The sequence below is a fragment of the Streptomyces sp. Mut1 genome (genome assembly GCF_030719295.1).
Taxonomy (GTDB): domain Bacteria; phylum Actinomycetota; class Actinomycetes; order Streptomycetales; family Streptomycetaceae; genus Streptomyces; species Streptomyces castrisilvae.
The window spans coordinates 5,555,736-5,579,223 of record NZ_CP120997.1; the positions used below are offsets into that span (position 1 = coordinate 5,555,736).

At 71.4% G+C, this 23,488-nt stretch carries 17 protein-coding genes; 11 read left to right on the forward strand and 6 right to left on the reverse strand.

The genetic code is table 11. From position 1 onward, the window contains the following. Positions 1-142 precede the first annotated feature (142 nt). From P8A18_RS24325 to P8A18_RS24350, 6 genes are all read left to right on the forward strand, one after another. Positions 143-904, forward strand: a complete 762-nt coding sequence (locus P8A18_RS24325) for a DeoR/GlpR family DNA-binding transcription regulator (protein WP_018550097.1) — start codon at positions 143-145, stop codon at positions 902-904. A gap of 170 nt (positions 905-1,074) precedes the next feature. Next, positions 1,075-2,439: an ABC transporter substrate-binding protein gene (locus P8A18_RS24330; RefSeq protein WP_306057600.1), complete on the forward strand. Its 1,365-nt coding sequence runs from the start codon at positions 1,075-1,077 to the stop codon at positions 2,437-2,439. Positions 2,440-2,462: 23 nt separating this feature from the next. Beyond that, positions 2,463-3,416 (forward strand): carbohydrate ABC transporter permease, encoded by a 954-nt coding sequence (locus P8A18_RS24335; protein WP_306061117.1) that lies wholly within the window; start codon positions 2,463-2,465, stop codon positions 3,414-3,416. After that, positions 3,413-4,279, forward strand: coding sequence for a carbohydrate ABC transporter permease (locus tag P8A18_RS24340; RefSeq protein WP_306057602.1), 867 nt, complete (start codon positions 3,413-3,415; stop codon positions 4,277-4,279). The genes P8A18_RS24335 and P8A18_RS24340 overlap by 4 nt, the downstream gene beginning before the upstream one ends. Next, positions 4,276-5,265, forward strand: a complete 990-nt coding sequence (locus P8A18_RS24345) for a zinc-dependent alcohol dehydrogenase family protein (protein WP_306057604.1) — start codon at positions 4,276-4,278, stop codon at positions 5,263-5,265. The genes P8A18_RS24340 and P8A18_RS24345 overlap by 4 nt, the downstream gene beginning before the upstream one ends. Next, on the forward strand, positions 5,262-6,314 hold the full coding sequence (locus tag P8A18_RS24350; protein WP_306057606.1) for a PfkB family carbohydrate kinase: 1,053 nt from the start codon (positions 5,262-5,264) through the stop codon (positions 6,312-6,314). Before P8A18_RS24345 ends, P8A18_RS24350 begins: the two co-directional genes overlap by 4 nt. Here the strand turns inward: P8A18_RS24350 and P8A18_RS24355 are convergent. Together P8A18_RS24355 and P8A18_RS24360 are read right to left on the reverse strand one after the other, a co-directional pair. Further along, positions 6,196-6,870 carry a response regulator gene (locus P8A18_RS24355; RefSeq protein WP_306057608.1) on the reverse strand — a complete coding sequence of 225 codons (675 nt, stop codon included), beginning with the start codon at positions 6,868-6,870 and terminating at the stop codon, positions 6,196-6,198. The genes P8A18_RS24350 and P8A18_RS24355 overlap by 119 nt on opposite strands. Then, a complete protein-coding gene (locus P8A18_RS24360; protein WP_306057610.1) occupies positions 6,867-8,522 on the reverse strand; it encodes a sensor histidine kinase in 1,656 nt (551 codons plus the stop codon). The genes P8A18_RS24355 and P8A18_RS24360 overlap by 4 nt, the downstream gene beginning before the upstream one ends. Positions 8,523-8,659: 137 nt before the next feature. On the opposite strand from P8A18_RS24360, the gene P8A18_RS24365 reads away from it, so the two are divergent. From P8A18_RS24365 to trxA, 3 genes are read left to right on the forward strand one after another with little or no spacing between them, the layout of a single operon-like run. Beyond that, positions 8,660-10,039 carry a cation:dicarboxylate symporter family transporter gene (locus tag P8A18_RS24365; RefSeq protein ID WP_306061119.1) on the forward strand — a complete coding sequence of 460 codons (1,380 nt, stop codon included), beginning with the start codon at positions 8,660-8,662 and terminating at the stop codon, positions 10,037-10,039. A 54-nt stretch (positions 10,040-10,093) separates the two neighbouring features. Continuing rightward, positions 10,094-10,498 (forward strand): MerR family transcriptional regulator, encoded by a 405-nt coding sequence (locus P8A18_RS24370; RefSeq protein WP_306057612.1) that lies wholly within the window; start codon positions 10,094-10,096, stop codon positions 10,496-10,498. A gap of 3 nt (positions 10,499-10,501) precedes the next feature. Further along, a complete protein-coding gene (gene trxA, locus P8A18_RS24375) occupies positions 10,502-10,834 on the forward strand; it encodes a thioredoxin (RefSeq protein WP_306057614.1) in 333 nt (110 codons plus the stop codon). A 57-nt stretch (positions 10,835-10,891) separates the two neighbouring features. Here the strand turns inward: trxA and glgB are convergent, their stop codons facing one another. The 4 genes from glgB to P8A18_RS24395 form a co-directional block, all read right to left on the reverse strand. Next, complete coding sequence (glgB, locus tag P8A18_RS24380; RefSeq protein WP_306057616.1) at positions 10,892-13,360, reverse strand: 1,4-alpha-glucan branching enzyme; 2,469 nt, start codon at positions 13,358-13,360, stop codon at positions 10,892-10,894. Positions 13,361-13,425: 65 nt separating this feature from the next. Next, a complete protein-coding gene (locus tag P8A18_RS24385; RefSeq protein ID WP_306057619.1) occupies positions 13,426-14,823 on the reverse strand; it encodes a maltokinase N-terminal cap-like domain-containing protein in 1,398 nt (465 codons plus the stop codon). A gap of 240 nt (positions 14,824-15,063) precedes the next feature. Then, on the reverse strand, positions 15,064-16,770 hold the full coding sequence (gene treS / locus P8A18_RS24390; protein ID WP_306057621.1) for a maltose alpha-D-glucosyltransferase: 1,707 nt from the start codon (positions 16,768-16,770) through the stop codon (positions 15,064-15,066). After that, entirely contained in the window at positions 16,767-18,806 is a 2,040-nt protein-coding gene (locus tag P8A18_RS24395; protein WP_306057623.1) for an alpha-1,4-glucan--maltose-1-phosphate maltosyltransferase, read from the reverse strand. Before P8A18_RS24395 ends, treS begins: the two co-directional genes overlap by 4 nt. A 576-nt stretch (positions 18,807-19,382) precedes the next feature. Between P8A18_RS24395 and glgP the strand changes: the two genes are divergently transcribed. Together glgP and P8A18_RS24405 are read left to right on the forward strand one after the other, a co-directional pair. Then, positions 19,383-21,986, forward strand: a complete 2,604-nt coding sequence (glgP, locus tag P8A18_RS24400; protein WP_306057625.1) for an alpha-glucan family phosphorylase — start codon at positions 19,383-19,385, stop codon at positions 21,984-21,986. A gap of 226 nt (positions 21,987-22,212) precedes the next feature. After that, on the forward strand, positions 22,213-23,436 hold the full coding sequence (locus P8A18_RS24405) for an alginate lyase family protein (protein ID WP_306057627.1): 1,224 nt from the start codon (positions 22,213-22,215) through the stop codon (positions 23,434-23,436). Positions 23,437-23,488 lie beyond the last annotated feature (52 nt).

Genomic DNA, 23,488 nt, shown 5'->3' on the forward strand with positions numbered 1-23,488 from the left:
AGGCGATACGGTCCCCGCGAAACGGGCACGAACGGGCACAGGCGGAGCAGTGAAGAGCCTGGTCGCAGTGGGTCCCTTGCTTGTACAAACGACTCATGAGCCCGAACGGGGCCTGAGCCGCAGCAATACAGGGAAGTGTGCCGTGGACACCGACGAGCGCCGACGAGAGATCCTCAAGACGGCCCGACGCGACGGGTCGGTGGAGGTCACCGCGCTGGCCGCAGCGCTTCAGGTGGCCAAGGAGACCGTCCGGCGTGATCTGCACATCCTGGAGGAGCACGGTCTCGTACGCCGCACGCACGGCGGCGCGTATCCGGTGGAGAGCGCCGGCTTCGAGACGACGCTGGCCGCACGCACCAGCCGGCTCGTTCCGCAGAAGTCGAGGATCGCGGCGGCAGCGGCCGACCTCCTCGGTGACGCGGAGACGGTCTTCGTGGACGAGGGGTACACGCCCATGCTCGTCGCCGAGGTACTGCCCAGGGACCGGCCCCTGACCGTGGTGACCGCGTCCCTCACCGTGGCGACCGTCCTCGCCGACGTGGAGAAGATCACCGTGCTTCTCCTCGGCGGCAGGCTCCGCGGTTCCACCATGGCCACGGTCGACCACTGGACGACGCGGATGCTCGCCGGTTTCGTCATCGACCTGGCATACGTCGGGGCGAACGGCATCTCCCGTGAGTACGGCCTGACCACGCCCGATCCGGCGGTGAGCGAAGTGAAGGCCCAGGCCATGCGCAGCGCCCGACGCCGGGTCTTCGCCGGTATCCACACCAAGTTCGGCGCCGTGAGCTTCTGCCGCTTCGCCGAGGTCGGCGAATTCGAGTCCATCGTCACCGACACGGGTCTGTCCTCGGCCGAGGCGCAGCGCTACGCGCGTCTCGGGCCGCAGGTCATCCGCGTCTGACCACCCGCGATCCACCCCCGCACCCCGCTCCCGCACCCCCGGTCTCCGCTTCCCCCCAGTCTCCGCCCAGCAGTCTTCGGTTCGAGTGCCCGGACCCGCCGCCCGCCGACCGGGCGGATGGCATGCCCCTTACAACCAGTCCCTCAATGACGAGCGGTCAGGAGAACCACATGTCCCAACTCCAGGAACGCCGAATCGGCCTGAGCGCGCGGCTGGGCGCGGGCGTCGCCCTCGCGGCCCTGCTCGCCGGCTGCAGCGGCGCGGGCGGCGCCGGCTCATCCGGCGCCGACGACGAGATCAACGTGCTCATGGTGAACAACCCGCAGATGGTCGAGTTGCAGAAGCTCACCGCGGACCACTTCACCAAGGACACCGGCATCAAGGTCCACTTCACGGTCCTGCCCGAGAACGACGTCCGCGACAAGATCACCCAGGACTTCTCCAACCAGGCGGGGCAGTACGACGTCGCCACCATCAGCAACTTCGAGGTGCCGTTCTACGCGAAGAACGGCTGGCTCCACCCGCTCGACACCTACTCGGCCGAGGACAAGGCCTTCGACCAGAAGGACATCCTGGAGCCGCTCCAGGAGTCCCTCACCGCCGAGGACGGCAAGCTCTACGCCGAGCCGTTCTACGGCGAGTCCTCCTTCCTCATGTACCGCAAGGACGTCTTCGCCGAGAAGAACCTGAAGATGCCCGAGAAGCCCACCTGGCAGCAGGTCGCCGACCTGGCGGCCGCCACCGACGGTGCCAGGAAGGGCATGAAGGGCATCTGCCTGCGTGGCCTGCCCGGCTGGGGCGAGGTCATCGCCCCGCTGACCACCGTCGTCAACACCATGGGCGGCACCTGGTTCGACAAGGACTGGAACGCGAAGCTCGACACCCCCGAGTTCAAGAAGGCCGTCGAGTTCTACGTCGACCTGGTGAGGAAGCACGGCGAGGCGGGCGCGCCCCAGGCCGGCTACGCCGAGTGCCTCAACAACATGACGCAGGGCAAGTCGGCCATGTGGTACGACGCCACCGCGGGCGCCGGGTCGCTGGAGGCGTCCGGCTCCCCGGTCAAGGGCAAGATCGGATACGTCGCCGCGCCCGTCGAGAAGACCGACAGCTCCGGCTGGCTCTACACCTGGGCCTGGGGCATGCAGAAGGCGTCCAAGAAGACCGACAGCGCGTGGAAGTTCATCTCCTGGGCCTCCGGCAAGGAGTACGAGAACCTCGTCGGCAGGACGGTCGGCTGGTCCGATGTGCCCGCCGGCAAGCGCGCGTCGACATACGCCAACCAGGACTACCTGAAGGAGGCCTCCGCGTTCGCGAGCGTCACCCGGCAGGCCATCTCCAGCGCGAACCCCCGTGACCCCGGCACCCAGCCGCGCCCGACCGTCGGCATCCAGTTCGTCGACATCCCGGAGTTCACCGACCTGGGCACCAAGGTCTCCCAGGAGATCAGCTCCGCCATCGCCGGACGTCAGTCGGTGTCCTCGGCCCTGAAGAACGCGCAGGCGCTCGCCGAGAAGGTCGGCAAGGAGCAGAAGTGAGTGCCTCCGTCTCCGACCCGGAACTGTCTCCTTCCGGCGCGCGCGGCGCCTCCGCACCCCGTAAAGCCGGCAAGGCCCCCGGCCGGGCCCGCGTCTGGGCCACCCGTGCCCCGCTGCTGCCCGCCCTGATCTTCCTGATCGCCGTCACCCAGCTCCCGTTCGTGGCGACGGTGGTGGTCTCGTTCTTCGACTGGAACTCGCTCTCGCCCGACGACCGCGCCTTCAGCGCGTTCTCCAACTACGGGGAGGTGTTCAGCGATCCGAGTCTGCGGGAATCGGTGTTCACCACGGTTCTGCTCACCGCGAGCGTCGTGATCGTGAGCGTCGTACTCGGACTCCTCCTCGCCCTGCTGCTCGACCGCGAGTTCATCGGCCGGGGGTTCGTCCGCACCCTGCTGATCACGCCCTTTCTGCTGGTGCCCGTCTCGGCGGCGCTGCTGTGGAAGCACGTGCTGTACAACCCCGAGTACGGCCTGCTGAACGGGGCCTGGGCGTGGTTCACCGGACTGTTCGGCGTCGACAGCCCCGGGCAGCCCGACTGGATCTCCGAAATGCCGCTGGCCGCCGTCGCCGCCGCCCTCGTCTGGCAGTGGACCCCGTTCATGATGCTCATCCTGCTCGCCGGGCTGCAGAGCCGGTCCGCCGAGCAGATGGAGGCCGCCCGGCTGGACGGTGCGAACGCCTGGCAGATGTTCTGCCACCTGACGCTGCCGCACCTGCGCCGCTACCTGGAGCTGGGCGTACTGCTCGGGTCGATCTACATCGTGCAGAACTTCGACGCGGTGTTCACCATCACCGCCGGCGGACTCGGCACGGCCAACCTCCCCTACACGATCTACCAGACCTTCTACCAGGCGCACGAATACGGACTGGCGTCCGCCGCGGGTGTGGTCGTGGTGATCGGCACCATCGTCGTCGCGACCTTCGCCCTGCGCGTGGTCTCGTCACTCTTCCGCGAGGAGGCCGGCCGCGCATGAGCACCCCGACCGCTCCCAAGCCGCCCGAGGCGGCCCGCAGGGGCAGGCGCCGCTCCACCGCTCTCGGCCTGCTCGCCTGGGCCGTCGGCATCATCTTCTGCGCGCCCGCGCTCTGGATGCTGCTCACCTCCTTCCACGCGGAGAGCGACGCGGCGACCAACCCGCCGTCGCTCGGCGCGCCCCTCACGCTCGACGGCTACCGGGTGTTCTTCGGCGCAGGCGGCGGGGCGAGCCCCTGGCCGCCGCTGATCAACTCCCTGACCGCGTCCCTCTGCTCCACGCTCCTCGTACTCCTGCTGGCGCTCCCCGCCGCGTACGCGCTCTCCATCAAGCGGGTGGAGAAGTGGACGGACGTCATGTTCTTCTTCCTGTCCACGAAGATGCTGCCGGTCGTCGCCGGGCTGCTGCCCGTGTACCTCTTCGCCAAGAACACCGGGATGCTGGACAACATCTGGTTCCTCGTCATCCTCTACACCTCGATGAACCTGCCGATCGCGGTATGGATGATGCAGTCGTTCCTGGCGGACGTGCCCGTCTCCATCATCGAGGCCGCACAGGTCGACGGCGCCCGGCTGCCGACGGTGCTGGCCCGGGTCGTGGCACCGGTGGCCGCGCCCGGCATCGCGGCCACCTCGCTGATCTGCTTCATCTTCAGCTGGAACGAGCTGCTCTTCGCCCGGGTGCTCACCGGCGTGGCGGCCCAGACCGCCCCGGTCTTCCTGACCGGCGTCGTCACCAGCCAGGGGCTCTTCCTCGCCCAGCTGTGCGCCGCCTCCGTCGTCGTCTCCCTGCCGGTGCTCGCCGCCGGCTTCGCCGCCCAGGACAAACTCGTCCAGGGCCTTTCTCTTGGAGCTGTCAAATGAGGGCTGCGATCATCGAGTCCATCGGCAAGGTGTCGGTCGAGACCGTCCCCGACCCCACCCCGGGCCCCCGGGACGTCGTCGTCGCCGTCAAGGCGTGCGGACTGTGCGGTACCGACCTCCACATCCTCCAGGGCGAGTTCGCACCCGCCCTGCCGATCGTCCCCGGACACGAGTTCGCCGGCGAGATCGTGGAGACCGGCTCCGAGGTGACCGAGCTGGCCGTCGGCGACAACGTCGCCGTCGACCCGTCGCTGCACTGCCACGAGTGCCACTACTGCCGCAGCGGGCGCGGCAACCTCTGCGACAACTGGAACGCGATCGGCGTCAGCAGGCCCGGCGGAGCCGCCGAGTTCGCCGTCGCCCCGGTGGCCAACTGCGTGAAGCTCCCGGACCACGTCGACGTGACCACCGCGGCGCTGATCGAACCGCTGTCCTGCGCGGTGCGCGGCTACGACGTGCTCAGCTCCACGCTGGGAGCCGAGGTGCTCATCTACGGTTCCGGCACCATGGGCCTGATGATGCTGGAGCTCGCCAAACGGACCGGCGCCGCGTCCGTGGACGTGCTGGACGTCAATCCGGACCGGCTGACCACCGCGGTCGAGCTCGGCGTCTCCCGCTCCGCCGCGTCCGCCGACGAGCTGGAGACGGTACGGGGCTGGGACGTCGTCATCGACGCCACCGGCAACGCTTCCGCCATCCAGGACGGGCTCGGCAGGGTCGCCAAGGGCGGCACGTTCCTCCAGTTCGGGGTCGCCGACTACGCGACGACGGCCGTCATCGAGCCGTACCGGATCTACAACCAGGAGATCACGATCACCGGCTCGATGGCCGTGCTGCACAGCTACGAGCGCGCCGCCGCGCTGTTCGCCGGGGGAGTGATCGACCCCGGGGTCTTCATCAGCGACCGGCTGCCGCTGGAGCGGTACGCCGAAGCCCTGGAGCGGTTCAAGGCGGGCAAGGGCCGCAAGATCGTGGTCGAGCCGTGACCGGTGGCCCCGACGCCGTCCTGGTGATGGGCGAGGCGCTCATCGACCTGGTGCCGAGCGCGGACGATCCGCTGACGCACCGGGCCCAGCCGGGCGGCGCCCCCGCCAACGTCGCCGCCGGACTGGCCCTGCTCGGCACACCCAGCTGGTTCGCGGGAGCGCTCGGCGGCGACGGGTTCGCCCGCCTGATCGAGGAACGGCTGGTCCTGGCCGGTACGGAACTGGGCCTGTGCGCCCGCTCGGAGCTGCCCACCGCGCTCGCGGTCGCCGACCCGGGCCCCGACGGCACCGGCTACCACTTCCACCTCCAGGACACCGCCACCTTCCGGCTGCCGGAGCGCGTGTCGGACGTGGGCCGCTTCGGCGCCGTGTACGCGGGCGGACTCGCCGCCGTCGTCCCGCCCGCGGCCGACGCGGTGGCCGCGACCGCGCGCGCCGGGGCCGAGCACTCCGTGCTGGTGGTCGACCCCAACGTGCGCGAGGACCGCACGCTGGACGGGTCCGCCGCGCACCGGCTGCGGGAACTGTGCGCACGGGCCCATGTCCTCAAGGTCAGCGACGAGGACGTGACCGCGCTCTGGCCGGGCACGGCCCCCGACGAGACCTGCGCACGGCTGGCCGCGGAGAACCGGCTCGTGGTGCTCACCCGCGGCGCGGCCGGCAGCACGGCGTTCACCCGGGACGGGGCGCGGACATCCGTACCCGCGGTGCGCGTGGACGTGGTCAACACGATCGGGGCGGGCGACGCGTTCATGGCGGCGGTGCTCAGCTGGCTGGCGGACGCCGGAGCGTTCCGCGACGGCGGCGCCGCACGGCTGCCGGGCGGACGGGCCGCCGAGATGCTGGCATTCGCCTCGCAGGTGGCGGCCTCCGTCGTCGCGCGGTCGGGGACCGAGCCGTCACGGCCGCGCCCCGGCGGCCGCACCCCGCTCAGCGCCCCTCGGCCCGCCACCGGTACTGCAGCTCGGGGCGCCCGACCTGCCCGTACTGCGGACTGCGCACCGCCCGCCCCACCGTCACCAGGTGCTCCAGATAGCGGCGTGCGGTGATGCGGGAGATCCCGAGCGCCTGGCCGGCCGCTGCGGCCGTCACCCCGTCCGGGGCCGCCCGCAGCGCACCGGTCACCGCCTCCAGCGTCGGACCGCTCAGCCCCTTGGGCAGCCGCGCCGGCCCCGGGGCGCGCAGCGTGGCGAGCGCCCGGTCCACCTCGTCCTGGCCGCTCGCCTCACCGGCCGCCGCCCGGAACTCCGCGTACCGCGCCAGCCGGTCCCGCAGGGTGGCGAAGGTGAACGGCTTCAGGACGTACTGGACGACACCCAGCGACACCCCCTCGCGGACCACGGCCAGATCGCGGGCCGAGGTCACCGCGATCACGTCCGCCGAATGGCCCGCCGCGCGCAGCGAGCGCAGCAGCGTCAGACCGTGCCCGTCGGGCAGGTACAGATCCAGGAGCAGCAGATCGACCGGGGTGCGCTCCAGCGCCCGCACCGCCTCGGCGCGCGAGTGCGCCACGGCGGCCACCGTGAACCCGGGGACCCGGCCCACGTACAGCTGATGGGCGTCGGCGGCGACGGGGTCGTCCTCGACGACCAGGACCCGGATCACGGGGCTCCCGCCACGCGCACGCCGCCGCGCTCGGGCAGCGGCAGCCGTACGGTGAACACCGCGCCCCCGTCCGCACCCTGCTCCAGCGCCACCGTCCCGCCGCCCCGGTGGACGGCCTGCCGGACCAGGGCCAGGCCCAGACCGCGCCCGGCGCCGTGCGTCGACCAGCCGCTGCGGAACACCTCGGCGGCGTCCGCCGGGTCGACCCCGGCCCCGTTGTCCGCGACCCGCAGCAGCAGCTCCCCGTCCCCGGCGAGCGCGGTGACCGTGACCCGCCCGCGCCGGGGCGCCTCGGGTGCGCGCTGTCCGGGAACGGCCGCCTCCCGCGTGCCGGTGACCGCGTCCACCGCGTTGTCGATCAGATTGCCGAGGACGGTCACCAGATCGCGGGCGGGCAGCGTCGCGGGCAGGGCGCCGTCGTCGATCAGGCTGTCGTCGGCGAGGACCAGCTCCACGCCCCGCTCATTGGCCTGCGCCGCCTTGCCCAGCAGCAGCGCGGCGAGCACCGGTTCGCCGACCGCGCCCACCACCCGGTCGGTGAGGGTCTGGGCCAGCTCCAGCTCCGCCGTGGCGAAGCCCACCGCCTCGTCCGCCCGGCCCAGCTCGATCAGCGAGACCACCGTGTGCAGCCGGTTCGCCGCCTCGTGCGCCTGGGAGCGCAGGGCCCGGGTGAAACCGCGCTCGGAGTCCAGCTCACCGGACAGCGCCTGGAGCTCGGTGTGGTCGCGCAGGGTCACCACGGTGCCGCGCCGCTCACCGCCCACCACCGGGCGGGTGTTGACGACGATGACCCGGTCCGCCGTCAGGTGCACCTCGTCCACCCGCTCCTCGGAGGCGAGCAGCGCCCCGGTCAGCGGGGCCGGCAGGTCGAGATCGGCGACCCGGCGGCCGACCGTGCCCGGGGCCAGGCCGAGCAGCTCCCGGCCCGCGTCGTTGATGAGGGCGATCCGGCGCTGCCCGTCCAGCATCAGCAGCCCCTCGCGCACCGCGTGCAGGGTGGCCTCGTGGTAGTCGTGCAGCCGGCTCAGCTCCGCCGCGTTCATCCCGTGGGTGTGCCGTCGCAGCCGGGCGTTGATCACGTACGTGCCGAGGCCGCCGAGCACGAGCGCCGCGCCCGCCGCGAGCCCCAGCGCGCCCAGCTGGGCCCGCACCTGCGAGGAGACCCGGTCCACGGTGATGCCCGCGCTGACCAGTCCGACGATCCGGCCGTCGTCCAGGACCGGGGTGACCACCCGGATCGAGGGGCCGAGCGTGCCGGTGTACGTCTCCGAGAAGGTCTCGCCGCGCAGCGCCCGCGCGGTGTGTCCGAGGAAGGTAGCGCCGATCTGGCCGGAGTCCGGGTGCGTCCAGCGGACCCGGTCCGGATTCATGATGGTGATGAAGGCGATACCGGTGTCCTCGCGGACCCGCTCCGCGTACGGCTGGAGCGCGGCCGACGGGTCCGGGGTGCGGAACGCCTCCCGTACCGACGGCGATCCGGCCACCGCGACGGCCACCGCCCGCGCCTGCCGCGTCGCCGTCTCCCGGGCCTGGCTCCGGCCCGAGACGTACGCGAAGAACGCGCACCCCGCGACGACGGCGGCCACCAGCACCACCTGCATCGCGAACAGCTGACCGGCCAGGCTGCGCGGGCGGGTACGGGGGAAACGCATGGACACAAGTGTGCCTGGCCGAAATCGTGTGAACGAAATGCACGTAAGGGTGACCGGTGTCACAGCGGGCGGGATAGTCGCCGGGACCCCCAGGGACGGGGGTGGGACAAGGATGACCCGAGGAGACCCCCGTGGCAGTGGCCGCCGCCGAGCCGGACCGTACGAAGCCGGACCGCACGAAGTACCTGTATCTCGCCGTGATCGTGGCGGTGGGCCTCGGCATCCTCGTGGGCTTCGTCGCTCCCGACGCCGCCGTCGAGCTCAAGCCCATCGGCACCGGGTTCGTGAACCTGATCAAGATGATGATCTCGCCCATCATCTTCTGCACGATCGTGCTGGGCGTCGGCTCGGTGCGCAAGGCCGCCAAGGTCGGTGCCGTCGGCGGTCTCGCCCTCGGCTACTTCCTGGTGATGTCCACCGTCGCGCTGGCCATCGGCCTCGTCGTCGGCAACCTCCTGGAGCCCGGTTCCGGCCTCCACCTCACCGAGGCCGTCCGCGCCGCCGGCGAGAAGCAGGCCGCGGGGGCGGGGGAGTCCACCACGGACTTCCTGCTGGGCATCATCCCGACCACCATCGTGTCCGCCTTCACCGCGGGCGAGGTCCTCCAGACCCTGCTGATCGCCCTGCTCGCCGGCTTCGCCCTCCAGGCCATGGGCTCGGCCGGTGAGCCGGTGCTGCGCGGCATCGGGCACATCCAGCGCCTCGTCTTCCGCATCCTCGCCATGATCATGTGGGCCGCCCCCGTCGGCGCGTTCGGCGCGATGGCCGCGGTGGTCGGGGAGACCGGCGTGGACGCGCTGAAGTCCCTCGCGATGATCATGGTGGGCTTCTACGTCACCTGTGCGCTCTTCGTCTTCCTGGTGCTGGGCGCGATCCTGCGCCTGGTGGCGGGGCTCAACATCTTCTCGCTGCTGAAGTACCTCGGCCGTGAGTTCCTGCTGATCCTCTCCACGTCCTCGTCCGAGTCGGCCCTGCCCCGGCTGATCGCGAAGATGGAGCACATGGGCGTGAGCAAGCCCGTCGTCGGCATCACCGTGCCGACCGGCTACTCCTTCAACCTGGACGGCACCGCCATCTACCTGACGATGGCCTCGCTGTTCATCGCCAACGCGACGGGCGACCCGCTGAGCATCGGCGAGCAGATCTCCCTGCTGGCCTTCATGGTGATCGCCTCCAAGGGCGCGGCGGGTGTCACCGGAGCCGGCCTCGCCACCCTCGCCGGCGGCCTCCAGTCGCACCGCCCCGAGCTGGTCGACGGCGTCGGTCTGATCGTCGGCATCGACCGCTTCATGAGCGAGGCCCGCGCCCTGACGAACTTCGCGGGCAACGCGGTGGCCACGGTCCTCGTCGGCACCTGGACCAAGGAGATCGACCGCGAGCGGGTCGACCAGGTGCTCTCCGGGGCGATCCCCTTCGACGAGAAGATGCTCACCGACGAGGGCCCCGCCGAGCCGCACCTCCCCGAGGCCAGGGACGGCGGCCACGAGCAGGCGCCGGAGCCGGCGAAGGCGCTCTGAGGGTCCGCGTCCCTCCCTTGCCTTGACGCCGACGTCAAGGATTACGGTCGCGGTATGCGAATCGGGGAGCTGGCCGAACGGGCCGGGACGACCACACGGACGCTGCGCTACTACGAGTCGCGCGGGCTGCTGCCCGCGCGACGGGCGGTGAACGGCTACCGCACGTACGACGAGAGCGACCTGCGGCTGATCCAGCAGATCCGGACCCTCCAGGACTTCGGCTTCGACCTGGAGGAGACCCGCCCCTTCGTGGAGTGCCTGCGGGCGGGGCATCCGGCGGGGGACTCCTGCCCCGGTTCGCTGGCCGTCTACCGGCGCAAGCTCGGTGAGCTCGACGCGCTCATCGAGCAGCTGCGGACGGTCCGCTCGGAGGTGGGCGCCCAGCTGGCCCGTGCCGAGCTGGAGGCCTCCGCCGGACTGCCCGGCGGCCCCGAACCACGCTGCGAACTGGGAGGATGACAGATGATCCACATGATGGGTGTCGACGAGGTCACCGACGCGACCTTCGACACCGAGGTGCTGGGCGAGGGGCGGCCCGTCCTGGTGGAGTTCACCGCCGACTGGTGCGGACCCTGCCGCCAGCTCGCCCCCGTCCTCGGCGCCATCGCCGACGAGGAGCGCGAACGGCTCCGTATCGTCCAGATCGACGTCGACCACAACCCGGGGACCGCCGCCCGGTACGGCGTCCTGTCGATGCCCACCCTGATGGTGTTCCGCGCGGGCGAGCCGGTGAAGTCCATGGTGGGCGCCCGCCCGAAGCGCCGGCTCCTCCAGGAGCTGGCGGACGTGCTCTGAACCGCCCGGGGGCGGGGGCCACCTGCGGCCCCCGCCCCCCCTCGGTCCGTCAGCCGGTCACACGGGCCTGAACCACACCGTCGCCAGCGGCGGCAGCGTCGGCGTCACGCTCGACGCCCTGCCGTGCGCCGCCACGTCCTGCGGCTTCAGCGGCTCACCGTTGAGCACATCGCTGCCGCCGTAGCGGGCCGCGTCCGTGTTCAGGACCTCCTCCCACGCCCGGGGCCCCTCCGGCACCCCGACGCGGTACTCGTGCCGCACCACCGGCGAGAAGTTGCAGACGGCCAGCAGCGGCGCACCCTTCGCGTCGTGGCGCAGGAACGCGAACACGTTGTCCTCGGCCGCGCCCCCGTCCACCCAGGCGAAGCCCTCCGGCAGGGTGTCGCGCTGCCAGAGCGCGGGCGTCGCCCCGTACACCCTGTTGAGGTCGCTCACCAGCGTCCGCACCCCGCGGTGGTCGCTCTCCGCCGCGTACGAGGGGTCCAGCAGCCACCAGTCCGGGCCGTGGCCCTCCGACCACTCGGCGCCCTGCGCGAACTCCTGGCCCATGAACAGGAGTTGCTTGCCCGGGTGGGCCCACATGAAGCCGAGGTAGGCGCGGTGGTTGGCGCGCTGCTGCCACCAGTCGCCGGGCATCTTGCTGACCAGGGCCCGCTTGCCGTGCACCACCTCGTCGTGCGAGATCGGCAGCACGTAGTTCTCGCTGTACGCGTACACCATCGAGAACGTCATCTCGTTGTGGTGGTACTTGCGGTGCACCGGCTCCTTGGAGACGTACACCAGCGAGTCGTGCATCCAGCCCATGTTCCACTTCAGGCCGAAGCCCAGGCCGCCCCGGTCGGTGGCCCGGGTCACCCCGTCCCAGGCGGTCGACTCCTCGGCGATGGTCACGACGCCCGGACTGCGGCGGTAGACCGTGGCGTTCATCTCCTGGAGGAAGGCGACCGCGTCCAGGTTCTCCCGGCCCCCGAACTCGTTGGGCGACCACTCGCCGTCCTCGCGCGAGTAGTCCAGGTAGAGCATCGAGGCGACCGCGTCCACCCGCAGCCCGTCGATGTGGAACTCCTCGCACCAGTACGTGGCGTTGGCGACCAGGAAGTTGCGCACCTCGGTCCGCCCGTAGTCGAACTCCAGGGTCCCCCAGTCCGGATGCGCGGCCCGCCTCGGGTCCGCGTGCTCGTACAGCGGGCGGCCGTCGAACTCCGCGAGCGCCCAGTCGTCGCGCGGGAAGTGCGCCGGCACCCAGTCCACGATGACGCCGATCCCCGCCCGGTGCAGCGCGTCGACCAGGAAGCGGAAGTCGTCCGGCGAACCCATCCGGGAGGTGGGGGCGTAGAAACCGGTGACCTGATAGCCCCAGGAACCCCCGAAGGGGTGCTCGGCCACCGGCATCAGCTCCACATGAGTGAAGCCCAGATCCCTTACGTAGGCCGGGAGCTGCTCGGCGAGCTGCCGGTAGGTCAGGCCGGGCCGCCAGGAAGCCAGGTGCACCTCGTACACCGAGAGCGGCGCCTCGTGCACGGGGACGTCCCCGCGCTTCGCCATCCACTCCTGGTCCCGCCAGACGTGGTGCGAGGCCGTCACGACCGAGGCGTTGGCCGGCGGCACCTCGGTGTGGCGGGCCATCGGGTCGGCGCGCATCGTGTGCGAACCGTCCGGGCGGCAGACGTCGAACTTGTACAACGCGCCCTCGCCGGTCCCGGGCAGGAACAGCTCCCACACCCCGGACGAACCGAGCGACCGCATCGGGAAGCCCGTGCCGTCCCAGTAGTTGAAGTCACCGCACACCCGGACGCCCCGGGCGTTGGGCGCCCACACCGTGAACCGGGTCCCGGCCACGCCCTGGTGCTCCATCGTCCGGGCACCGAGCGCCGTCCACAGCTCCTCGTGCCGGCCCTCCCCGATCAGGTGCAGATCCAGCTCCCCGAGCGCGGGCAGGAAGCGGTACGGGTCGTGGATCTCGATCTCGTTGTCCTCGTACGCCACCAGCAGCCGGTACTCCGGGACCGCCGGCACCGGCAGCAGACCGGAGAACAGCCCGTCCCCGTCGTTGTGCAGCGGCGCCCGCAGCCCCTTGGCCAGCACGGTGACGGACCGGGCGAACGGGCGCAGCACCCGGATCTCCACCCCGCCGCGCACCTGATGCGCGCCCAGCAGGTCGTGCGGGGAGTGGTGCCCGCCCGCCAGGAGCCGGCCCCGGTCCCCGGCGTCCAGCTCACCGGCCGGGCGCAGGCCCTGGTTGCCCGCGCTACGGGGGCGGGGCGGCGCGGCGGCCTTCTTCGCGCGCTTGGCCGGGGCGGCGGCGGCCGTCGGCGCGGGCTTCTTCGCGGCCCGGGTGGCGCGCTTCTTCGCGGGCGGCGCGGCCGGCTCCGCCGATGCCAGGGCCCCGGCCGCCGGAGCGGCGACGGCCTCCGCGTGCTCGGCGGCCGCGGCGGCGACCTGGGGGGAGGAGAGGGTGGCGGCGAGCGGGGTCTCGGGGGCGGGAGCGGCGGGCTCGGGCTTGCGGGACGGCTTGCGGGCGGTCACAGGGACAGCCTCCTCGGAGGTGTTGGGGGGTGGGGCGGACGAGGGGGTACGGGGCGTCGCGGTGCTCAGCGGACGGTGCCGGAGGCCAGGCGGTGGATGGCGGCCATCGGGACCGGGAGCCAGTCGGGCCGGTGCCGTGCCTCGTACAGCACCTCGTACACCGCCTTGTCGGTCTCGTGGGCGCGCAGCAGCTCCGGCTCGGCGCGCGGGTCGGCGCCCGCCGCCTCGGCGTAGCCGTCGCAGTAGGCGTCCCGGCAGCGGGCCGCCCACTCGGGCTTCCAGGGCCGGTGCGAGCGGGCCGCGTAGTCGAAGGAGCGGAGCATGCCGGCCACGTCGCGCACCGGGGGCTGCGGGCTGCGGCGCTCCGGGAGCGGCCGGGCCGGCTCGCCCTCGAAGTCGATCAGCGACCAGAAGCCGTCGGCGCCGCGCAGGGTCTGGCCGAGATGGAGGTCGCCGTGCACCCGCTGGGCGGCCCAGCTGCGCCCCCGGTGCCCGAGCGCGGCGACCGCGTCGAAGGCGGTACGCAGCCCGGGGACGTACGGGACCAGCTCGGGCACCGCGTGGGCGGCCGCCTCCAGGCGCTCCACCATGGCGGCGGCCAGCTCGTCGGTCTGGGAGCGGCGGAGCACCGGGGTGGGCAGGGCGGCGGCGAGCGCGGTGTGGACCTCGGCGGTGGCCCGGCCCAGCGCGTGGGCCTCGGCCAGGAAGTCGTGCCCGGTGGCCAGGGCGCGCAGGGCGAGCTGCCAGCCGTCCTGGGCGCCCGGCAGGAACGGCTGGAGCACCCCGAGCGTCAGCCGTTCCGGCGTCGCGGCCTCGAACCAGGCGACGGGCGCGGGCACCCGCCCGCACCCCTCGCGGGAGAGCGCGAGCGGCAGTTCGAGGTCGGGGTTGGTGCCGGGGAAGACCCGGCGGAAGATCTTCAGGATGTAGGAGTTGCCGTACACCAGTGAGGAGTTGGACTGCTCGGTGTCCAGCACGCGCGGCGGCAGGTCCTGGGGGATGGGCTCGGGGCCCCGGTCGAAGCAGACGGCGCCGAGCCGGCCGGGGGTGCGCAATCGTTCCAGCAGAAGGGCCGCCAGGTGCGGATCGTGCAGGCCCTCGTAGACGGTCAGCCCGGCCAGCGGCCCGTCCGGCACCCGGCCGATGAGGGCGGGCGCCAGGTGCTGCGGCGGCGCGGAGCGTACGCCGAGGAGCAACTGGTAGCAGTCGACGGGCGGCTGGGCGGGCATGGTGGGCTGATGGACCCGCACCAGCAGGTGCAGGAGCCCGGGTGCGCGGTCGTCGTCGGCGCGGTCCACCGGCAGTATCTCGGTGGCCGAGACGAGCGAGAACGCGGTGATGGACCGGCCCTTCCCCGCGAACCACCGCTGCCGGGGCAGCCATTCGTGGAGCAGCGGTCCGAGAGACGGAAGCAGGGCTGTGCTGTTCGCCAGGGTGACCTGAGCGGATGCAGCCTCCGACATGGCATCGCGTCCTTTCCCCGGGCACACCACAGGATGCGAAGAGTGTCCCGGATTGCGGCATTGGCTGTCCGGCTGTGCGGGACGTGTCGGGTCAGGATGATCCGTACGGACTCGACATGAGGGGATCGAAACGCCAGGAGAATCCAGGAAGCTTCCTGAACCACCCGGTATCGGGGGAGAGTGCCCCGTGCGGGGCGGCGGAAACCGCCCCGCGGTGGCGCCGGGCGGCCCGGCGCGGGGTCAGCTCGGCGGCGCGTCCTTGCGCAGCCGGAACCAGTAGAAGCCGTGTCCCGCGAGCGTCAGCAGGTAGGGCCACTGACCGATGGGGGGAAAGCGCACCCCGCCGATCAGCTCCACCGGATGACGCCCGTTGAAGGACCTGAGATCGAGCTCGGTCGGCTGCGCGAACCGCGAGAAGTTGTGGACGCACAGCACCAGATCGTCCCCGTGCTCCCGGGTGAAGGCGAGCACCGCCGGGTTGGACGACGGCAGTTCGTTGTACGTGCCGAGGCCGAACGCCGGGTTCTGCTTGCGGATCTCGATCATCCGCCGGGTCCAGTGCAGCAGCGAGGACGGGGAGGCCATCGACGCCTCGACGTTGGTGACCTGGTAGCCGTAGACCGGGTCCATGATCGTGGGCAGGAAGAGCCGTCCCGGATCGCTGGAGGAGAAGCCGGCGTTGCGGTCGGGCGTCCACTGCATCGGGGTGCGTACGGCGTCCCGGTCGCCCAGCCAGATGTTGTCGCCCATCCCGATCTCGTCCCCGTAGTAGAGGATCGGGGAGCCCGGCAGCGACAGCAGCAGCGCGGTGAACAGCTCGATCTGGTTGCGGTCGTTGTCCAGCAGCGGGGCGAGGCGGCGGCGGATGCCGATGTTGGCGCGCATCCGCGGGTCCTTGGCGTACTCCGCGTACATGTAGTCGCGTTCTTCGTCCGTGACCATTTCGAGGGTCAGCTCGTCGTGGTTGCGCAGGAAGATGCCCCACTGGCAGCCCGAGGGGATCGCCGGTGTCTTGGCCAGGATTTCCGAGACCGGGTAGCGGCTCTCCCGCCGTACGGCCATGAAGATCCGCGGCATCACGGGGAAGTGGAACGCCATGTGGCACTCGTCGCCGCCGCCCCGGTAGTCGCCGAAGTAGTCGACGACGTCCTCCGGCCACTGGTTGGCCTCGGCGAGCAGGACCGTGTCCGGGTAGTTGGCGTCGATCTCCTTGCGGACCCGCTTGAGGAAGTTGTGGGTCTCGGGGAGGTTCTCGCAGTTGGTGCCCTCGCGCTGGTAGAGGTAGGGCACGGCGTCGACCCGGAAGCCGTCGATGCCGAGGTCCAGCCAGAAGCGGAGCGCGGAGATGATCTCCTCCTGCACCGCCGGGTTCTCGTAGTTGAGATCGGGCTGGTGCGAGAAGAACCGGTGCCAGTAGTACTGCTTGCGCACCGGGTCGAAGGTCCAGTTGGACGTCTCGGTGTCGACGAAGATGATCCGGGCGTCCTGGAACTGCTTGTCGTCGTCGGCCCAGACGTAGTAGTCGCCGTACGGCCCGTCCGGGTCGGTCCGGGACTGCTGGAACCAGTCGTGCTGGTCGCTGGTGTGATTCATGACGAAGTCGATGATCACGCGCATGCCGCGCTGGTGGGCGGCGTCGACGAACTCCACGAAGTCGGCGAGGTCGCCGAACTCCGGCAGCACGGCGGTGTAGTCGGAGACGTCGTAACCGCCGTCGCGCAGCGGCGACTTGAAGAACGGCGGCAGCCAGAGGCAGTCGACGCCCAGCCACTGGAGGTAGTCCAGCTTGGCGGTGATCCCCTTCAGGTCTCCGATGCCGTCGCCGTTGGAGTCCTGGAAGGACCGGACGAGGACCTCGTAGAAAACGGCACGCTTGAACCAGTCGGGATCGCGGTCCTTGGCCGGGGTGTCCGCGAACAGGTCGTGGACGGGCTCATTGACGATCATGGTGTGGGTGACCCTCCGGTCGGCGGGGACGGTCGCAGGACGGCGATGTGCGCGGGCGTCACGCCCGGCTCCAGACGCACATAGAAGGTCCTGCCCCAGTGATAGGAAGTGCCGGTGAGCTCGTCGCGCACCGGCACGCTCTCGTGCCGGTCGAGGCCGAGTCGCGGCATGTCCAACGAGACGGTCGCCTCCTGGGTGTGGTGCGGGTCGAGGTTGACGACCACCAGAAGGATGTTCGAACCGGAGCGCTTGCTGTACACGATCAGGGCGTCGTTGTCGGACGTGTGGAAGTGCACGTCACGCAGCTGTTGCAGCGCCGGGTGGCGGCGCCTGATCCGGTTGAGCGAGGTGATGAGCGGGGCCAGCGAACGGCCCTCACGCTCTGCGGCTTCCCAGTCCCTGGGCCGGATCTCGTACTTCTCCGAGTCGAGGTACTCCTCACTGCCGTGGTCGGTCGGGGTGTTCTCGCACAGCTCGAACCCCGCGTACACCCCCCAGGAGGGGGAGAGGGTCGCCGCGAGCACCGCCCGTGCCTCGAAGGCCGGCCTGCCGCCCTCCTGAAGGTATCCGGGAAGGATGTCGGGGGTGTTCACGAAGAAATTCGGCCTCATGAACGAGGCGGTCCCACCGGCCAGTTCGGTCACGTAATCCGTGATTTCCTGCCTGCTGTTGCGCCAGGTGAAATACGTGTACGACTGCTGGAATCCGATGGTGGCCAGGGTGTGCATCATCGCGGGCCGGGTGAATGCCTCGGCCAGGAAGATCACATCGGGATCGGTACGGTTGATCTCGGTGATCACTTTCTCCCAGAAGATCACCGGTTTCGTGTGCGGATTGTCGACGCGGAAGATCCGCACACCCCGGTCCATCCAGAACCGGAGGATGCGCACGCTCTCCGTGACGATTCCCGGGAGATCCTTGTCGAAGGCGATCGGGAAGATGTCCTGGTATTTCTTCGGCGGATTCTCCGCATAGGCGATGCTGCCGTCCGCCCGGTGCTGGAACCACTCGGGGTGTTTCTCCACCCACGGATGGTCCGGCGAGCACTGGAGCGCGAAATCCAGGGCCACTTCCATCCGCAGGTTGCGGGCCGTCTCCACGAAATGGGCGAAGTCCTCCAGCGTGCCGAGATCCGGGTGGACCGCGTCGTGGCCGCCCTCGGCCGAACCGATCGCCCACGGCACGCCCACGTCGTGCGGAGCGGGCGTCAGCGAGTTGTTCGGGCCCTTGCGGTGGCTCGTGCCGATGGGATGGATGGGCGGCAGATAGACCACGTCGAACCCCATCGCGGCGACCGCGGGCAGCCGCTCGGCCGCCGTGCGGAACGTGCCGCTGACGATCCGGGGCGCCTCCGGCGCGGCGGCGGCCTTCGCCCTGCGCCCCTTGCGCGGCGCCTTCGCGGGTTCGACCGAGGCCCCCTCGGAGCGCGGGAACATCTCGTACCAGGAGCCGTACAGCGCGCGCCGTCGCTCGACGACCAGCGGGTGCGGGCGCGAGGCCGTGACCAGCTCGCGCAGGGGGTGGCGGGCCAGCGCGTCGGCGGCCTCGGGGGCCAGGGCCGCCGCGAGCCGCGCCCCGGCCGGCCGGGCCTCGTCGCGCAGCGCGTCGACCGCGGCCAGCACCGCCTCGCGGCCGTCCCGCTTGGGCACACCCTCGGCGGCCCGTTCGTACAGCTCGGCGCCCTCGGCGAGCACCAGCGCGGTGTCGATGCCCGCCGGGATCTTGATCAGCGCCGCATGCCGCCAGGTGGCGACCGGATCGCTCCACGCCTCGACGGTGTACGTCCAGCGGCCCTCGGCGTCCGGGGTCACATCGGCGCCCCAGCGGTCGGTGCCCGGGGCCAGTTCGCGCATCGGCGTCCACGGGCCCGGACGCCCGCCCGGACCGCGCAGCACCACATTGGCCGCCACCGCGTCGTGGCCCTCCCGGAAGACGGTCGCGGTGACCTGGAAGGTCTCACCGGCAACGGCCTTCGCTGGCCTTCTGCCGCAATCGACGAGCGGATGGACGTCGAGGACGGGAATGCGACCGATCATGGAATCACCTGGGGACTGGATCTCGGACTCGACAAGGCGTGCGGCGGGCGCCGAAGGCTGAACGCGCGCGCCGCGAGGGTGGGGTCGCGTCCTTTCTAGTCGCTCGGTGGATGGCTGGTGGGGTGTGGGCATGGCCGCTCCTGTCCGCGTTCACTCGAATGGCAGCCGAAACAGGTCGTATACAAACCGGGGGCCGATCACCGGCGGTCCGGGAATGAATCGCGCGCCTGCCGGAAATGAACCCTCGCCGGCTGCCATCCGAATGCATTCGTACCGGGTACCGGAGAAGCCTTCCCCCGCATCACGGTGGGCCAATCCGGTGACAAGTCGTCCGCTCGGGCGCACGGGGGCGTTCCGATAACGCCTGTGCCGGCCGGGTCCGGTTGTGTGTGCGGTGGCGAAAGGGGCGTACGGGACCGGAGCGCACGGATGCCCGGACGCACCGGTCGCACTCCGCCCGGTATGCGCGCGCCGTGCCGCGGCCGGCGGCCCGCGGCTACCGTCGAGGGTGACGGAGCGGCGCACATGGTGGTGCGTCCCGCTCCGATTCGTACGTCCCCTGTAAAGGTGGAACGCGTGAAGGCCATTCGTCGATTCACCGTGCGTCCCGTCCTCCCCGACTCCCTCCAACCCCTCAGCGAGCTGGCGCGCAACCTGCGCTGGTCCTGGCACACCGAGACCCGTGAGCTCTTCCGTGCCGTCGACCCGGCGGCCGGCCCCGCGGCGGAGTGCGACCCCGTACGCCTGCTCGGTTCCGTCTCCGCGGGGCGGCTCGCCGAGCTGGCCGGGGACGAAGCGTTCCTGCACCGGCTCGCCGAGGCGTCCGCCGACCTCCGGGAGTACCTCCAGGGACCCCGGTGGTATCAGGAGCAGCGTGAACAGGGCGGCGCGCTCCCCGCCGCCATCGCCTACTTCTCACCCGAATTCGGGGTGACCGCCGCCCTCCCGCAGTACTCCGGCGGGCTCGGCATCCTCGCCGGCGACCACCTCAAGGCCGCCAGCGACCTGGGCGTCCCGCTCATCGGGGTCGGCCTGCTCTACCGCCACGGCTACTTCCGCCAGAGCCTGTCCAGGGACGGCTGGCAGCAGGAGCACTATCCCGTCCTCGACCCCAACGAGCTGCCGCTCACCCTGGTCCGGGAGGCCGACGGCACCCCCAGCCAGGTCGTCCTCGCGCTGCCCGGCGGCCGCTCCCTGCACGCCCAGATCTGGCAGGCCCACGTCGGCCGGGTCCCGCTGCTCATGCTCGACTCCGGCGTCGAGGAGAACGCCCCGGGCGAACGCGAGGTCACCGACCGGCTGTACGGCGGCGGCAGCGAGCACCGGCTGCTCCAGGAAATGCTGCTGGGCATCGGCGGGGTCCGCGCGGTGCGCACCTACTGCCGGCTCACCGGCCACCCCGCCCCCGAGGTGTTCCACACCAACGAGGGCCACGCCGGCTTCCTCGGCCTCGAACGCGTCCGCGAGCTGGCCACGACGGGCCTGGACTTCGACGCGTCGGTGGAGTCCGTCCGCGCCGGGACCGTCTTCACCACCCACACCCCGGTCCCGGCCGGAATCGACCGCTTCGACCGCGAGCTCGTCGCCCGCCACTTCGGCGAGGACGGCGAACTCCCCGGCGTACCCGCCGACCGGGTCCTGGAACTGGGCACCGAGACCTACACGGGCGGTGACCCCGGCGTCTTCAACATGGCGGTGATGGGGCTGCGGCTCGCCCAGCGCGCCAACGGCGTCTCCACGCTGCACGGCGAGGTGAGCCGGGAGATGTTCGCCGGGCTCTGGCCGGGCTTCGACGCCCCCGAGGTGCCCATCACCTCCGTCACCAACGGGGTCCACGCACCCACCTGGGTCGCCCCCGAGGTCTACCGGCTGCGGACCGAGTCCGGCGGCACACCGGGGCGGTGGGACTCCGTGGCGTCCATCCCCGGCCGGCAGCTGTGGGAGCTGCGCCGGACCCTGCGCGAACAGCTGGTGACCGAGGTACGGCAGCGGCTGCACGCCTCCTGGCTCACCCGGGGCGCGCTCCCCGCCGAGCTGGGCTGGATCGACGGCGTGCTGGACCCCGGCGTCCTCACGATCGGCTTCGCCCGCCGCGTCCCCTCGTACAAGCGGCTGACGCTGATGCTGCGGGACCGGGACCGGCTGCGCGGGCTGCTGCTGCACCCCGAGCGGCCGATCCAGATCGTCGTCGCGGGCAAGGCGCACCCGGCCGACGACAGCGGGAAGCGGCTGGTCCAGGAGCTGGTCAGGTTCGCCGACGACCCCCGCGTCCGCCACCGCATCGTCTTCCTGCCCGACTACGGGATGGCGATGGCCCAGAAGCTCTACCCGGGCTGCGACGTCTGGCTGAACAACCCGCTGCGCCCGCTGGAGGCCTGCGGGACGAGCGGGATGAAGGCCGCGCTCAACGGCTGCCTCAACCTGTCCGTGCTGGACGGCTGGTGGGACGAGTGGTTCGAGCCGGACTTCGGCTGGGCGATCCCGACGGCCGACGGCAGCGCCCTGGACGAGGACCGGCGCGACGACCTGGAGGCCAACGCCCTGTACGAGCTGATCGAGGACCGGGTCGCGCCGCGCTTCTACGACCGGGGCGACGAGGGGCTGCCGGGACGCTGGATCGAGATGGTCCGCCGCACGCTGGGCACGCTGGGGCCCAAGGTGCTCGCCGACCGGATGGTCCAGGAGTACGTGGAGCGGCTGTACACCCCGGCCGCCGTCGCCCAGCGGTCCCTGGGCGTGCCGCAGGCCCGGGAGCTGGCCGTCTGGAAGGCGAAGGTCACGGCGGCCTGGCCGCGGGTGGCCGTCGACCATGTGGAGGCGGTGACGCCGACCGGGGCCGGTACGTCGGCGGAGCTGGGCTCCACGCTGGCGCTGCGGGTCCGGATCACCCTCGGCGCCCTGGAGCCGGACGACGTCGAGGTGCAGGCGGTGGCCGGGCGGGTGGACTCGGCCGACGCCATTTTCGACGCCCAGGTCTTCCCGCTGAAGCCGGCGGGCGGCCAGGATCTGGAGGGCCGCTGGCTGTACGAGGGCCCGCTCGCCCTGGACCGGACGGGACCGTACGGCTACACCGTGCGGGTGCTGCCCGCCCACCGGCTGCTGGCCCATGGCGCCGAACTGGGCCTGGTCGCGCAGCCGACGGGCGCGGCGGGCGAGGGCGCGGGCGTGCTGATGCGCTGACGGTCCGTGTCACCTGGGTCCGGCACCGCGGGGTGCCGGACCCTTCGGCTGCCCGGGTGCGGGTCCTTCGCTTCCTGAACACAAGTCCTTGACGTGTCCATGGGATGCCTTTAGGTTCCTCACTCATCGCGGCGTTCACAGCTCGACCCGATGTTCACAGATATGAACTCCCTGTGATCCGGGCCGAGTTGTGGGCCCCTCCCTCCGCACCGGAAGGCAGCCCCACATGCGCACCGGAACCATCGGACGCGGCCTCGGCCTCGCCGCCGCCCTCGCGGCCCTGCTCACCGGCATCTCCATGACCCCGGCCTCGGCCGGCCGGGCCGGGCCGGACGCCGCCCCGGCAGCGGCGGGGGCCGCCGCCCCCGCGTCCTTCACCCATCCCGGCGTACTCGTCAGCCGCCCCCAGCTCGACTTCGTACGCGCCAAGGTGCAGGCCGGGGCGCAGCCCTGGAAGAGCGCGTACGACCAGATGATGGCGAGCAAGTACGCCTCGCTCGGCCGCACGGCCAAGCCCCGCGCCGTCGTGGAGTGCGGCTCCTACTCCAACCCCAACAACGGCTGCACCGACGAGCGCGAGGACGCGATAGCCGCCTACACCCTCTCGCTGGCCTGGTACATCACCCAGGACAGCCGCTACGCCGCCAAGGCCGTCGAGATCATGGACGCCTGGTCGGCCGTGATCCGGGACCACACCAACAGCAACGCCCCGCTCCAGACCGGCTGGGCCGGCTCGTCCTGGCCCCGGGCCGCCGAGATCATCAAGTACACGTACGGCGACTGGCCGGACTCCGGCCGTTTCGCCACCATGCTGCGCGACGTCTATCTGCCCGAGGTCATCAACGGCTCGAACAGCAACGGCAACTGGGAACTCAGCATGACCGAGGCCGCGATCGGCATCTCGGTCTTCCTGGAGGACCGCGCCTCGTACGACAAGGCCGTCACCAAATTCCGCGGACGTGTCCCCGCGTACATCTATGTGACCGAGGACGGAGCGCTGCCGAAGACCGCGCCGGGCAGTGGCCTCGACACCCGCGAGAAGATCATCAACTACTGGCAGGGCCAGTCGACCTTCATGAACGGCCTCTCGCAGGAGACCTGCCGGGATCTGACCCACACCGGATACGGGATCTCCGCCATCTCGCACATCGCCGAGACCAGCCGGATCCAGGGGCAGGACCTCTACCCGGAGATCGCCGAACGGCTGCGCCACGCCCTCGGTCTGCACGCCACGTACCAGGTCGGCAACCCCGTTCCGCCGAACCTGTGCGGCGGGAGCCTCAAGGACAGCCTCGGCCCGGTCACCGAGGTCGGGTTCAACGCGCTGCGCAACCGGATGGGCATCGCGATGACCAACACCGCGACGCTGACCGAGCGGCAGCGGCCCGCCGGGTCCAACAACCTGTTCGTCGCCTGGGAGACCCTGACCCACGCGGACAACCCGAACTGACCGCACACAGCGCAGCCGCCCGGGAGGAGATGTCTCCTCCCGGGCGGGATGC